Source organism: Kribbella sp. NPDC006257, assembly GCF_040613535.1.
Taxonomy (GTDB): domain Bacteria; phylum Actinomycetota; class Actinomycetes; order Propionibacteriales; family Kribbellaceae; genus Kribbella.
Genome location: NZ_JBEXSJ010000035.1, coordinates 80265 through 93814 on the forward strand (window position 1 = coordinate 80265; position 13550 = coordinate 93814).

Genomic DNA, 13550 nt, shown 5'->3' on the forward strand with positions numbered 1-13550 from the left:
CCGACAAACCATCGACGCGAGGCAGCAACCAGTCAGGCGTGACTGCCCAGCAGGGTGCGGACCAGCCGTAGGCCGACCGACAGGTGGGCCAGCTCGGGCCCCTCGGTCTCGACGATCTCGTCCATCATCGTGGCGGCCCGCGACAGCGCGGTCGCGTTCATGTCCTGCCACGCCGCGACCCGGTCCTCCGGATCCGCCGCCGCGTCGGTCAGGCTCAGCACCTGGCGGGTCAGCCGGGCATGCACGGCGTGCAGATCGTCGCGCAGCGCCGCGCGCGCCATCGTCTGCCAACGGTCGGTCCGCGGCAGCCCGACGATGCGCTCGAGGAAGCGGCCGAGCTGCAGCCGCTCACCGAGCGCGAAGTGCACCTTGGCGACCTCGAGCAGGTCCAGGTCGTCCGCCTCGGCCGTCTCGACGATGCCGAGCCCCGCGTACGCCGGCGGCAGCACCGCGATCCGGGTGGCGAAATCCTCCGCGACCCCGTCGTCGATCAGCGCCTGGCGCCGGTGCTCGAACAGAGCCAGCTCGCGCCCCCGTAGTACGTCGGGAAGTGCGGCACTGAGCTTGGCGATACCCGGTGAGAAGAAGTCGACCAGGTCGGCGATGTCGACCGGGGGTCGCCGGTTCGAGACCAGCCAGCGGGTCGCACGCTCGACCAGCGTCCGGGTCTCCAGCCGCATCGCGGTCTGCACGTCGGCGTGGACCACGTTGTCCAGATCGGCGTTGCGGGCCAGCAGGTCCGGCTGCCCGAAGATCCGCGACGCGGCCAGGTTGGCCCGTACGACGTCCTCGATCGACCCGCCGGTCTCCAGCGAGAGCCGGTGGTACGCCGTGATGCCGGACGAGTTGATGAACTCGTTGACGACCTGGGTGGTGATGATCTCGCGACGCAGCTGGTGCGACTTCATCGGCTCGGCGAAGCGTTCCTGGATCGCCTTCGGGAAGTACGACGCGAGCTTGGACTCCAGATACGCGTCGTCGGGGAGCGTCGTTTTGAGCAGCTCCGCTTCGAGCACGATCTTGGTGTAGGCGATCAGCACCGACAGCTCCGGTGGGGTCAGCCCACGCCCGTCCGCTTTGCGCCGCTTGAACTCCGCGACGCTCGGCAGGAACTCCAGCTCCCGGTCCAGCAGACCCTGCTTCTCCAGCCGCCGGACCCAGTCGGCGTGGACGTGCAGCAAGGCCGCAGCCTGCGCAGTCGCGTTGGCGAGCCCGATGTTCTGCCGGTAGTTCGACTTGAGCACCAGCTCGGCGACCTCGCCGGTCATCGAGGCGATCACGTCGTTGCGCTGCTTCTCGGTCAGATCGCCGTCGGCGACCACCTTGTCGAGCAGGATCTTGATGTTCACCTCGTGGTCGGACGTGTCCACGCCGGCCACGTTGTCGATGAAGTCGGTGTTGATCCGGCCGCCCTTGGCGGCGTACTCGATCCGGCCCAGCTGGGTGAACCCGAGGTTCCCGCCCTCGCCGACCGCCCGGGCCCGCAGGTCCGCGCCGTTGATCCGGATCGCGTCGTTGGCCTTGTCGCCGACGTCGGCGTGCGTCTCCGTGCTGGCCTTCACATACGTCCCGATACCGCCGTTCCAGAACAGGTCGACCGGCGCCTTGACGATCGCCTGCATCAGCTCGGCCGGCGTCAGCGTCGCCGGCGTACCCTCCAGTCCGAGCACCTCGCGGACCTCGGCCGAGATCGGGATCGCCTTGTCGGTGCGCGGGTAGATCCCGCCGCCGGCCGAGATCAGCGCGCTGTCGTAGTCCGCCCAGGACGAGCGCGGCAGCTCGAACAGTCGCTTGCGCTCCACGAACGAGGTCGCGGCGTCCGGGTTCGGGTCGAGGAAGATGTGCCGGTGGTCGAACGCCGCGACCAGCCGGATGTGCTCCGACAGCAGCATCCCGTTGCCGAACACGTCACCGGACATGTCGCCGACGCCGACCACGGTGAAGTCGGTGTTCTGGCAGTCGTGGCCCATCTCGCGGAAGTGCCGCTTGACCGATTCCCACGCGCCGCGGGCGGTGATGCCCATCGCCTTGTGGTCGTAGCCGACCGACCCGCCCGAGGCGAACGCGTCGCCGAGCCAGAAGCCGTACTCCTTCGCCACCCCGTTCGCGATGTCGGAGAAGGTCGCCGTGCCCTTGTCGGCCGCGACCACCAGATACGCGTCGTCGCTGTCGTACCGCACGACCTCGCGAGGCGGCACGACGGCACCCGACACGATGTTGTCGGTGATGTCCAGCAGCCCCGAGATGAAGGTCTTGTACGACGCGATGCCCTCGGCCAGCCAGGCGTCGCGGTCCACCGATGGGTCGGGCAGCTGCTTGGCGTAGAAGCCACCCTTCGCGCCGACCGGGACGATCACCGAGTTCTTCACCATCTGCGCCTTGACCAGGCCGAGCACCTCGGTCCGGAAGTCCTCCCGCCGGTCCGACCAGCGCAACCCGCCGCGGGCGACCGCACCGAACCGCAGGTGCACACCTTCGACCCGCGGTGAGTACACGAAGATCTCGTACGCCGGACGTGGCTGCGGCAGCTCCGGGATGGCCTTCGGCTCCAGCTTGAAGGAGATGTAGTCCCGCGGCTTCCCGTCCGGTCCCGGCTGGAAGTAGTTGGTCCGCAGGGTCGCCTTCATCACGGTCAGGTAGGACCGCAGGATCCGGTCCTCGTCCAGGCTCTGCACAGTGTCGAGCGCGGCGACGATCTCCTTCTGGAGCTGCTCGACCGCGCTCTCCCGGTTCGGGTCGTCGGCCGCACCGAGCGCCGGGTCGAAGCTGGTCTCGAACAGCCGGACCAGCAGGCCCGCCACGTCCACATGGTGCAGGAAGGTGTTCTCGATGTAGTCCTGGCTGAACGGCGTACCGCCCTGCCGGATGTACTTCTGGTAGGCGCGCAGGATCGACACTTGCCGCCAGCTGAGGCTGCCACGGAGTACCAGGGCGTTCAGCTTGTCGGACTCGGCCCGGCCGGACCAGACGGCCTGGAAGGTGTCCGAGAAGAGCGTCCGGTTCTCCTCGCGTTCCGCGACGTCACGGGGTGCGCGCAGACCGAAGTCGTAGATGTACGCCGTACCGCCGGGTCGCCGGATCTCGTACGGCCGCTCGTCGATCACCTCCACGCCCATGTGGGTCAGGTGCGGGAGCACCTGCGACAGCGACAGCGCAGTACCGGTCCGGTAGACCTTGAAGCGGCGCTCGCCCTCCCACTCCTCGTCGATCGGGCTGTAGAGCGACATCGCCAGGCCGTCCTCGGCCGGCAGCTTGTCGAGGATCATCGCGTCCTTGACGGCGACCCTGGCGTCGAAGTCCTCCTTGTACGCCTCCGGGAACGCACCGGCGTACTGGCTGCTCAGCTTGGTGACGGCACCGTCGCCGCCCTCGGCGTGCAGCGCGACGGTGAAGTCGTCCTGCCAGGCCCTGGTCGCCTCGATGACCTTCTGCTCGAGCAGGTCGGCGTCGTACTCCCCGACGGTCTCGCCCTGCTTCATCCGTACGACGAAGTGCACGCGGGCGAGCACCGACTCGGTCACGTAGGCCGCGTAGTCGACCGACTCGGCACCGATCGCCTCTGCCAGGATCTGCTGCATCTTGAGCCTGACCGCGGTCGTGTAGCGATCACGCGGCAGGTAGACGAGGCAGGACAGATAGCGGTTGTACACGTCACGGCGTACGAACAGCTTGACCGCGCGGCGCTCCTGCAGGTGCAGCACGGACTGCACGATCGGCAGCAGGTCCTCGACCGGCGCCTGGAGCAGCTCGTCGCGCGGGTAGGTCTCCAGCACGTCCAGCAGGCCCTTGCCGCTGTGGCTGTTCGGGTCGAAGCCGGTCTGCTTGAACAGCTCGATCGCCTTGCGCCGTAGTACCGGCACCTGCATGACGCTCTCGGTGTAGGCGGTGGACGAGAGCAGGCCGATGAACCGCCGCTCCGCGACCGGCTCACCGTTCTCGTCGAACTGCTTGATGCCGACGTAGTCCAGGTACGACGAACGGTGCACGGTGGAGCGCGAATTCGCCTTGGTGAGGATCAGCAGCTTCTTCTCGCGGGCCTTGGCGCTCACCTCGGGCGGCAGCAGACCGGCGTTCTCGTCCTGGTTCGGGTCCTTGCGCAGGATGCCCAGGCCGGTGCCCGGGACGCCACGCAGGACGCCCTGCTCACCGCGCATCGAGAAGGCGTACTCGCGGTAGCCGAGGAAGGTGAAGTGCTCGTCGGCGAGCCAGGCCAGCAGCTCCCGGGCGTCCTCGACCTCCGCTGCGCTCACCGGCAACTTCGAGGCGTCCAGGTCGGCGGCGATGCTGACCGCCTTCTCGTGCATCTTCGGCCAGTCCTCGACGGCCTCGCGAACGTCGTTCAGGACCAGTTGCAGGGCCTTCTCCAGCTCGCGGTGCTCGGCCGGGTCGGCGATCCGCTCGACCTCCAGGTGCATCCAGCTCTCCCGCACCAGGTCGTGCTCGTCCGGCGAAGCGTCGTCGCCGAGCACCTCCTGCAGGGTGCCGGTGATGTCCCGCCGGACCACGAACTGCGGGTGCACCAGCAGCTGCAGCTCCAGGCCGTGCTCGGTGATCACCATCGACGCGCTGTCGACCAGGAAGGGCATGTCGTCGACCACGATCTCGACCACCGTCCGGCCGTCGGCGGACCAGCCGTGCTCCTCCACCGTGGGCGTGAAGACGTGCACCTTGGCCGTGCCCTGCGGGCGGACCGAGGCGGACTTGTAGTGGTGCCGGGCAGCGCCCAGACAGTCCGTCGGCTGCCGCTCGGCGACGTCTTCGGCCGCAACGTAGCGGTAGTACCGCTCGAGGAAGCCCCGGAGCTTCCCGGCATCGACCGACTGGTCCTTGCCGTGCGTTCCAGCGAACACTGCCTTGGCGAGAACATCCGCCTTCTGGACGTCCAGCTTGCTCTGCATTCCCCACCGTCTCCACGTGGCGTCGACGCTTCCAAGCGTCGGGTCGCACGCCCTTGTGCGCCCCCCTCAGAGATTAGTCCACTTCTGTCACTGGTGTGATCCCGGGACGCTCCTTTCCGATGCCTGACAGATCACTTTTCACACCTCGTTCAAGCGGAGCGCAAGGGCCGGGCAAGCCAGTACTGCGCGGCGTGCGTTCGTCAGTTCACCAGCGGTGACGGGACTACCGTTCAGTACTGGGAAACCCCACTCGTCGAGCGTCACCTCATCGGGTAGGAGGGTTGCGCAGAGGCCGTGGCCGTCGCAGCGGGTCCAGTCGATCTCCAGCTTCTTCACCATGTACCTCCGGGGACGGGCAGGACACCCAGTACGGCGCGGTCGCAGCCGCCGGCCAGGTGATTGCGGACGTCCTCACCGAAGACATCGAGCGCCGACGCCAGGAACCGGGCCGAGCCGTCGGGGTGAGCGCAAGCGCCTCTGCCCGGCACCAGGCCAAGGTGCCGCTGGGCGTCGTGCCAGCCGGCTGGATCCCCATTGAGCAGCCGGCCGAAGTCGTCGACGAGTGCAGCCAGCCCGAACACGCACGGCCCGCACTGTCCGGCCGATTGACTAGCCAGCCACTGTGCGACCCGGTAGACCTCACCTAGCGGGCAGGTGCCGGAGCCGAGTGCCACCACGATCCCGGCGCCGACGGGGACCTCCGGGCGACTCATCCGGATCCCGTCCGACCTGGGCAGCCATTGGCCGTGGTACCCGCCGATCAGGACCGGCCCGGCGACGGGCGCCCCGGCGTACTGGAGCACGGTCTCCAGCGGGACTCCGGTCGGCGTCTCGATGACCCCGGGTCGCTGCACTGCGCCAGCGACGGTGAGGAGTTGCGTGCCGGGCTCGTTGATCAGGCCGGTGCTGCTGAACTCACGGGAGCCGAGCCGAGCGAGCACTGCGAGCTGGGCGAAGGTCTCCACGTTCGAGAGGAAGGTCGGGCGCTGGTGGTAGCCCTTCCTCGTCGGCAGCACCCTGCGCCCAGGCGGAACGGCCGGGCCGCCTTCCAGGATGCTCAGCACGGCCCGCGCCTCACCGGCAACGAACCGCCCGGGACTGTCGCTCACCTGGATCTCTACCGGGTCCTGACGCTCCCGGATCGCTGCCCGGATCGACACGGCTGCTGCTGCATCGTGGACTGCTATCAGGACTTCCTTGGCGGCCAGTGCTCTAGCTAGCCCTGTCGCGCCATCTAGTACCAGGTGTGGCGCGAGGGTGAGGAGCAGGCGGTCCTTGCGGCTCAGCGGCTCACTCTCGGAGCCGTTGACGACGACCGCCTCGATGCCCTTGGCCGGGAGATCGGCCAGCTTGAGTGCTACCGGGAAGCCTGCACCACCGCGACCCCTGAGCCCGACAGCTTCGGCTAGCTCTGCGTACGCCGCCCTGGTGAGCTCTGGTTGCGCCCCATGGGTCCAGAGGTGATGTTGAAGGTCAGCGCGGCCCTCTTTGAGTCCGGCGAGCAGTCGCGGCTGCCCGATGGACCGGAGCAGCGGTGCGGTCTCCTGCACGAGTGTCATTGGAATCTCCCTGCTCTGGCGAGGCTGAGCGGCGTACGGGCCTGTACTGCGTGGCTGCGTGCTCGTACCGCGACGGAGCCGGCGACTGCGGCCAGGCAGCTGATGGTGATGGCGAGCATCCACGGCGTACTGCGATCAGTGCCCGCCAACAAGCCGTGGCCGACCGACAGGAGCCAGCCGACGGATGCGGCGATGTGAATGGAACGCCAGCGCTTGGTGAATGCCTGCGATCTGGCTAGCCGTCCCCTGGCAGCTCCGACGAGTGCGGCGAGCGCCAGGCCGTACATGGCGAGCACGCCCAGGGTCACTGCGAATGGCCGATAGCCGGAACCGAATGGCCAGACCAGGACAGAGAGACTGATGTCCACAAAGGCGTCAGCGATCACTGCGGCTACGTGTGCCGCAAGGAGAACCAGGCCCGTGACTGCGGCTGAGCGGTGAACGTACTGGAGCCAGAACCGCCGCTCTGGTTTGCGACTGCCCGCACCGAGTGCGCCGATGGAGGCAGCGACAGTGAACAGGACCATTGCCATCACCCCGGCTGCCCGGGCGAGGTACCACAGCGTCATCAGGCCGCCCTGCTCGCAGCGGGCCAACCGGCCAGCTCAGTGATCTCGCCGTCGTCCGCGACCAGCCGCGCAGGGTGCCCTGCCAGTGTCAGTCGCCCGAGCGCTGCTTCACCGGTCGCGACGAGCGCAGTACTGAAGGTGTTCGCCCGTACTGCGGTTGGCGCCCAGACCGAGGCAGTGCGCCAGGGACCATCGGCCGGCGCACCAGTACGCGGGTCGATGACGTGGTGCGCTTCGCCCTGGTGCGTGGCCCACCTGCGCGCAGTACGGGTTGATGTGGTGAGTCCGCCGTGTGACAGGGTCACCTTGGCGACGGGGTCGCCTTCTCGCTCGGCAACTCCGATCACCCACGGCTCTGCCGGAGTACCGGCTGCTCTGAGGTCGCCGCCGATCTCTACTAGTACTGCGCATCCGTGGCGCTTGCTGAGGACAAGAGCGGCTCTGTCTGCGGTCCAGGCTTTTGCAGTGGCTCCTAGGTCGAGCATGGTGCCTTTGGGGATGCCAACTAGCGCCAGCTTGCGGTTGAGCTGGACGTTCTGCCAGCCAGCGGCAGGGACTGGACTGGCCGCAGTGTGTGGAAGGCGGTTGCGTACTGCGGCGATGTCCTGGTCGTAGCCGGCGGCAACTACTGCTGCGCCGACAGTGGGGTCAACTGCGCCGCCACTGATGGATGCGGCGACGAGGCTGACGTCTACGAGGTCGACCAGCAGGCGCGAGACCGGCACCATGGAGCCGGCTCGCCTGTTGACCGCGGCGAGCTCCGAGTCGGGGCGGAACCTACTGGCGGCCTTGTCGACGCGGTCCATCAACGCCTTGAGCGCCCCACACGCTGCGCCTAGTACTGCGGGGTCGTCGACCGTCAGTCGCACTGTGCAACTCCAGGCAGACCAGGTTCGCGAGACACTCAACCGCTCGCGGGTGCTCATGAGCCGTGGCTCCCGCCTTGGGTGGGAGCGTCCTGCTGGGTAGTGCCGAGTCCACTGCTGCTGTTGTTGTCACTGCTCGAGCCGCCAGAGCTGCTGCTACCGGTGTCGCCCGAGCCGTCGCTGCTTGAGCCGGAGCTGCCGGAGTCGGTGCTGGCCGTAGTACCGGCGGCTGGTTGCTTGGCCGCTACTACAGCGACGACTAGGCCGGTGCCGCCGATACCGACGACGGCGGTTGCGAAGGCCGCAGCACCGGCCCGGCGTAACCAGCGGGCTCTCTGGAGATGGGGTTCGAAGGCATCTTGGGTGACCATGCCTGAAGCCTCGCCGCGATGGCCTCAGCCGCACGCCAAGAGAACATCAAGCCACCATCAAGTTGTCCTGAGAATTACCGAAAGAAGCTCTCAGCTACAGCTGACGGAAAGGCAAAAGGCGCGGGACGTGGGGTTAGCAACCGCTCACGTCGGGTGGGCAGTTGGTGTGCTGGTGCTTGCCGATGGCGGCGATCACGTCGTCCGAGGCGGCTCCGAGCATCGCCATCCGGTCGGGACCGAAGACATCGACGAACAACTCGCGGACCCGCCCGACATGCGCCGGCGCGCAGGCCTCGATCGCGGCCCGGCCCTGCTCGGTCAGCGCGATCTCCGGGTAGCGCGCGTCGCACGCCTCCTTGCGGATCAGGCCGCGCTTCTCCATCCGGCTCAGGTGGTGCGACATCCGGCTCTTCTCCCACTGGGTCGCCTCGCCCAGCTCGAACGCGCGCATCCGGCCGGTCTCGGACTCGGACAGGTTGACCAGGATCTCGAAGTCGGACCCGGACAGCCCGAACTCCCGCTGCAGGTGCCGCTCCAGGTGCGACTCGAGCGTCCGGCGCATCAGCAGATAGCTGCGCCAGGACTTCTGCTCCTCGTCGGTGAGCCACGGTTCGTCTGCCACAGCACCCATCGTAGCGGACGAGGTTGACACATCAACTCAGAGCGCTATGCTCGAAGTGAGTTGACACATCAACCAACATTTTCGAGCAGGAGATTCGGATGACTGACAAGAAGCTCATCGCCGTAGTCGGAGCCACCGGTTCGCAGGGTGGCGGGCTGGTCCAGGCGATCCTGGACGACGGGACATTCGGCGTACGGGCGCTGACCCGGAACGCGCAGTCGGCCGGCGCGCAGAAGCTGGCCGCGGCCGGCGCCGAGGTGGTCGAGGCCGATCTCGACGACGAGGCCGGCCTGCGGAAGGCGTTCGAGGGAGTGCACGGCGCGTACGTCGTGACGAACTACTGGGTCGAGCGGACGCCGGCCGAGGAGGCTGAGCGGACCCGTGGGCAGATGGAGTTCGACCAGGCGGAGAACGCGGCCCGGGCGGCGAAGGAGGCCGGCGTGGCGCACGTGATCTGGTCGACGCTGGAGGACACCCGCAAGCACTTCGGCGAGACCGACCGGGTGCCGGACGTCGACGGCAACTACAAGGTGCCGCACTTCGACGCCAAGGGCGAGGCGAACGAGCTGTTCACGAAGTACGGCGTACCGACCACGTTCCTGCAGACCACGTTCTATTTCGAAGCGATGCTGCAGGGCATGGGACCGGCCCGCGACGGCAGCGGCAAGCTGATCCTCACGCTGCCGATGGGCGACCAGCCGCTGTCCGGCATCGCCGCCGCCGACATCGGCCGCACCGCCCTCGGCGTCTTCAAGCGCGGCGACGAGTTCATCGGCCAGACCGTGAGCATCGCCGGCGACCACCTGACCGGCAAGGAGTACGCGGCCGCCCTGACCGACGCCCTCGGCGAAGAGGTCACCTACCAGCCCTACACCTGGGACGAGTTCCGCGCCCTCGGCTTCCCGATGGCCGTCGAGTTCGCCAACATGTTCCAGTACTACGCCGAAGACTCGGAACGCTTCACCGGCGACCGCGACCTCAACCTGGTCCGCGAACTCAACCCCCAGCTCCAGTCCTTCAGCGACTGGCTCTCTGAGCACAAAGACAAGGTCAAAGCAGTCACCAACTGACACATTTCAGCTCACCCCGGCGGCTCGGCTCCATCAATCCGAGCCGCCAACCAACCCGCCAATCCTGCTCATTGCTTCGCATCATCAGCCACCCTTCAGCGGCCTCCCACGGAGCAGAGACGGAGCAGGAACCAGCCAGAAACCGCCGCCGGACACCTACAGCCAGGACACCCAGCCCTCGCCACGGATCGAGGAGATGACCAGCAACGCCGAAGCCCGCCTCACCGAAGCCAAGGACAGGGCCTGGCTCGGCGAGGTGGCCGCGCTGGAGGAATCGCTGAAGCTCCACCGCATGGGCAAGCTCCAATCCGGCTGGCCCGAGAAGATAGGGCGCCAGTTCGCCCACACAGCCAGTGTGTGCGGCTCTCGGCGCCGGCACTAGTTGCCCAGGGCGACGATCGCCACTCGGTCACGTCTCAGTCACAGACGATCACGACTGATGCCGCGCCACCCGCCCAGTCACCGGGCCTCTAGGCGCCGCGCAGTGGTGGCGCATCTGATGGACGGGCCTCAGGTTGTCGGTAGGACGATGACGTATTTCCCGGGTTGGTGGCGGGACTCGAGGTCGCGGTGTGCTTCGGCTACCTTTTTCGAGCCCTTCAACGGGCCTGGCGGGCGACTCGGCGCTCGTAGGCGGCACGGGCGGCCGCATCGGTGTGAACGCCGCGGTCGTCGCCAGCCAGCCGCAACCCGAGAGCCAGCAGGGGTTCGGGTACCACTGCTGCCAGCAGGTCCCAGCCCGCTAGCCATCCTGGCACCACGGTGGCGGCCTTCTGGGTGTGGCAGGTCCGGATCACGGCCGCTGCGACGTCTTCTGGGTTGACCGTCGGTAGTGTCCCGCCGAGTTGGACGCCGGAGGCGAGTTCGGTGCGTACGGCGCTGGGCAGCACGGCGCTGACTGTCACGCCGGTGCTTCGTAGCTCGCGCCGGACTGACATGGTCAGTCCGACGGCGGCGAATTTGCTGGCGTTGTAGACGGCCATGCCGGGGAAGGGGATCCGGCCGGCCATCGAGGCAACGTTGACGACATGTCCGCTGCCGCGGGCGACCATGTCGGGCAGTACCAGCCGCATGCCGTGGATGAGGCCCCAGATGTTCACGTCCAGGGTGGCGCGGCTGATTGAGTCCGGCTCGTCCAGGAACGATCCGAGCGGCATGATTCCTGCGTTGTTGACGAGGACGTCGATCCGCCCGAACCGCTGCAACACTTCGTTGACGAAGCCTTGGTAGGACGCTCGGTCGGTCACGTCGAGTTTGGAGCCGATGCAACCGAGTTCGGTCGCGGCCACGGTGGCGGTGTCCTTGTCCAGGTCGCCGATGCACACGGTGGCGCCGTGTCCGGCGAAGGCTCGGGCGGTCGCGAGTCCGATGCCGCGGCCGCCGCCAGTCACCACGACGACGGCCTGTTCCAGGTCGATCCTGCGGCGCATCATGCGTCCAGCTGCGCCGGTGCTGGTGTCACGTCGTACGCCGTTGGGTCGAAGGAGCCGACTTCGCGGCGCAGCCGGCTCGACGACCAGGGCCAACTGAAGCTGTTCCGGCCGTTCGCGTCGTGGTAATAGCTCGCGCAGCCACCGGTCTCGTAGACCGTGCCGGCCAGGGCGCGTTGGACTTCGGCGTTGAAGTCGTCTTGTACGTCGCGGCGTACCTCGATGCTGTGCCAGCCGTTGTCGAGTACCGCACGGACGCCGGCGATCGTGTGCTCGAGTTGGGCCTCGAGGATCATGAACGCGGAGGTGTGGCCGGTGCCGAGGCTGGGTCCGAGCAGCAGGAACAGGTTCGGGAACCCGGCCACGGTGGTGCCGCGGTAGGCCTGCGGGCTGCCTTTCCAGTGCTCGTCCAGGTTGTGCCCGGCCTGGTCGTACACGTGGCGCGCGATCGGCATGTCCTGGATGTGGAAGCCGGTGCCGAGAATGACTGCATCCACCTCGGCCGTGGATCCGTCGGCGCCCATCATGGTGTTGCCGTCGATGGCGCGCAGGCCCGGGTGGACGGTGACGTTGGGTTGGGCGAGTGCTGGGTAGTAGTCGTTCGACAACAGCAGCCGTTTGCATCCCAGCGTGTAGTCCGGTGTCAGCGCCGCCCGCAGTTCCGGGTCCTGGATCGCGCGCCGCAGGTGCAACCGGCCGACGCGTTGCACCTGCTTCAGCAGCCACGGGTGACGAAAGCCCAGACCGAGCGTCTCCATCGCGCCGTACTCGATCGTCCGCAGCGCCCGCTGCGCCGCAGGCACCCGGCGCATCAGCGAGCGCTCCACGAGCGGGACATAGTGGTCCGGCTTGGGCAGCACCCACTGCGCGGTCCGCTGGAACAGATGCAGTTCCGACACGAGTGGCTGGATCTTGGGGAGAAACTGTACTGCTGATGCCCCGGTGCCGATCACCGCGACGCGCTTGCCGCGCAGGTCGTAGTCGTGGTTCCAGCGCGAGGAGTGGAACATCTCGCCCGCGAACTCCGGTCCGCCGGGGATGTCGGGCACCAGCGGCTCGTGCCAGGGCCCGGTCCCGGCCACGACGATCCGCGCCTGGTACGGGCCGTCGCTGGTGTCGAGCCGCCAGACGCTGCCGTCCCACTGCGCGCGTTTGACCTCGACACCTAACTGCAGGTGCGGAACGACGCCGAACCTTTCGGCCACGTCGTGCAGGTAGCTGCGGATCTCTGCCTGCCCCGCGAACGCGCGGGTCCACTCCGGGTTGGGAGCGAACGAGTACGAGTACAGCGCCGACGGTACGTCGCACGCGCAGCCGGGGTAGGTGTTGTCGCGCCACGTGCCGCCGAGCTCGGTCGCTTTCTCCAAGACGGCGAAGTTCGTCACGCCGGCCTGACGGAGCCGGATGGCCGCGCCGATACCGGACACGCCGGCCCCGATCACCACAACGTCGTACTCGGTCATGCAAGGGCTCCTTCGTCGGTGCCATCGTTGCTTGCAGCAACGATCTGGCGCAGGGTTGCGGTACTGGTTCTCAGCGAGGTGTCGAGCACGCGGCGCCGGCGGCGCCGGTCCATCAGGTAGGCACCCATCGCGGCGAGGTCTTCCGGACCGGGCTCGACCCTGATCACACGGCTGCCGGCGGCACGCAGGGCGTCCACCTCGGCGTCGAGGCCACGGGTCATGACCCGTCTCAACTGCTGCTCGATGCGGCCGAGCCCGGTTCGCCGGCCGGGCTGGGCCGATGCCATCGGGGCGAACACGAGGACTTCTCGCGGCGGCCGCGGCAGCAACAGGTCGGCCGAGGCGGTCGAGACGATCCCGCCGTCGGCCAGCCGAAGGCCGCCAGTGACCACCGGCGGGAACCAGCCGGGGACGGCCCAGGACGCCCGCAGAGCATCACCGAGCGAGATCCGCGGCGCTCCCGGAGATCCGAAGGCGATCCGTGCACCGGTGCTCAGATCCGCCGCCACCAGCCAGGTGGCCGGATGCTCGACCCAGCCGCCCGCAGGCACCAGCCGGTCGGCCAGTCGCGCAAGCCAGGACGCGTCGCCGCGCCCGGCCGGCAGAGCTCCGGCCAGTGCGGTCAGCGCCGCCGTGTCGCGCGCCAGGCCCCGTGCGGCCAGTCGCATCGAGGTTGGTCGCGGGCGCGGCCACGGCGGCAGC

The 13550-nt window shown here is 68.1% G+C and carries 12 protein-coding genes; 2 read left to right on the forward strand and 10 right to left on the reverse strand.

Annotated elements, in window-relative coordinates:
* Nucleotides 1-32 precede the first annotated feature (32 nt).
* From ABZ004_RS32225 to ABZ004_RS32255, 7 genes are all read right to left on the reverse strand, one after another.
* Nucleotides 33-4898, reverse strand: coding sequence for an NAD-glutamate dehydrogenase (locus ABZ004_RS32225; protein ID WP_355684896.1), 4866 nt, complete (start codon nt 4896-4898; stop codon nt 33-35).
* A 138-nt stretch (nt 4899-5036) separates the two neighbouring features.
* A complete protein-coding gene (locus ABZ004_RS32230) occupies nt 5037-5237 on the reverse strand; it encodes a ferredoxin (protein WP_355684898.1) in 201 nt (66 codons plus the stop codon).
* Nucleotides 5231-6457 carry an NADH-ubiquinone oxidoreductase-F iron-sulfur binding region domain-containing protein gene (locus ABZ004_RS32235; protein WP_355684899.1) on the reverse strand — a complete coding sequence of 409 codons (1227 nt, stop codon included), beginning with the start codon at nt 6455-6457 and terminating at the stop codon, nt 5231-5233. The genes ABZ004_RS32230 and ABZ004_RS32235 overlap by 7 nt, the downstream gene beginning before the upstream one ends.
* On the reverse strand, nt 6454-7026 hold the full coding sequence (locus tag ABZ004_RS32240) for a hypothetical protein (RefSeq protein ID WP_355684901.1): 573 nt from the start codon (nt 7024-7026) through the stop codon (nt 6454-6456). The genes ABZ004_RS32235 and ABZ004_RS32240 overlap by 4 nt, the downstream gene beginning before the upstream one ends.
* Nucleotides 7026-7952 (reverse strand): FAD:protein FMN transferase, encoded by a 927-nt coding sequence (locus ABZ004_RS32245; protein WP_355684902.1) that lies wholly within the window; start codon nt 7950-7952, stop codon nt 7026-7028. Before ABZ004_RS32245 ends, ABZ004_RS32240 begins: the two co-directional genes overlap by 1 nt.
* A complete protein-coding gene (locus ABZ004_RS32250; protein WP_355684904.1) occupies nt 7949-8263 on the reverse strand; it encodes a hypothetical protein in 315 nt (104 codons plus the stop codon). Before ABZ004_RS32250 ends, ABZ004_RS32245 begins: the two co-directional genes overlap by 4 nt.
* A 133-nt stretch (nt 8264-8396) precedes the next feature.
* Nucleotides 8397-8894: a MarR family winged helix-turn-helix transcriptional regulator gene (locus ABZ004_RS32255; protein WP_355684905.1), complete on the reverse strand. Its 498-nt coding sequence runs from the start codon at nt 8892-8894 to the stop codon at nt 8397-8399.
* A gap of 89 nt (nt 8895-8983) precedes the next feature.
* On the opposite strand from ABZ004_RS32255, the gene ABZ004_RS32260 reads away from it, so the two are divergent.
* Nucleotides 8984-9955, forward strand: coding sequence for an NmrA/HSCARG family protein (locus ABZ004_RS32260; RefSeq protein WP_355684907.1), 972 nt, complete (start codon nt 8984-8986; stop codon nt 9953-9955).
* 196 nt (nt 9956-10151) lie between these two features.
* Nucleotides 10152-10337, forward strand: coding sequence for a hypothetical protein (locus tag ABZ004_RS32265; protein WP_355684909.1), 186 nt, complete (start codon nt 10152-10154; stop codon nt 10335-10337).
* A gap of 217 nt (nt 10338-10554) precedes the next feature.
* Here the strand turns inward: ABZ004_RS32265 and ABZ004_RS32270 are convergent, their stop codons facing one another.
* The 3 genes from ABZ004_RS32270 to ABZ004_RS32280 form a co-directional block, all read right to left on the reverse strand.
* Nucleotides 10555-11388, reverse strand: coding sequence for an SDR family oxidoreductase (locus ABZ004_RS32270; protein WP_355684911.1), 834 nt, complete (start codon nt 11386-11388; stop codon nt 10555-10557).
* Complete coding sequence (locus tag ABZ004_RS32275) at nt 11385-12848, reverse strand: NAD(P)/FAD-dependent oxidoreductase (RefSeq protein ID WP_355684913.1); 1464 nt, start codon at nt 12846-12848, stop codon at nt 11385-11387. The genes ABZ004_RS32270 and ABZ004_RS32275 overlap by 4 nt, the downstream gene beginning before the upstream one ends.
* A partial coding sequence (locus tag ABZ004_RS32280) for a patatin-like phospholipase family protein (RefSeq protein ID WP_355684914.1) occupies nt 12845-13550 on the reverse strand: 706 nt, incomplete at its 5' end. The genes ABZ004_RS32275 and ABZ004_RS32280, both read right to left, overlap by 4 nt.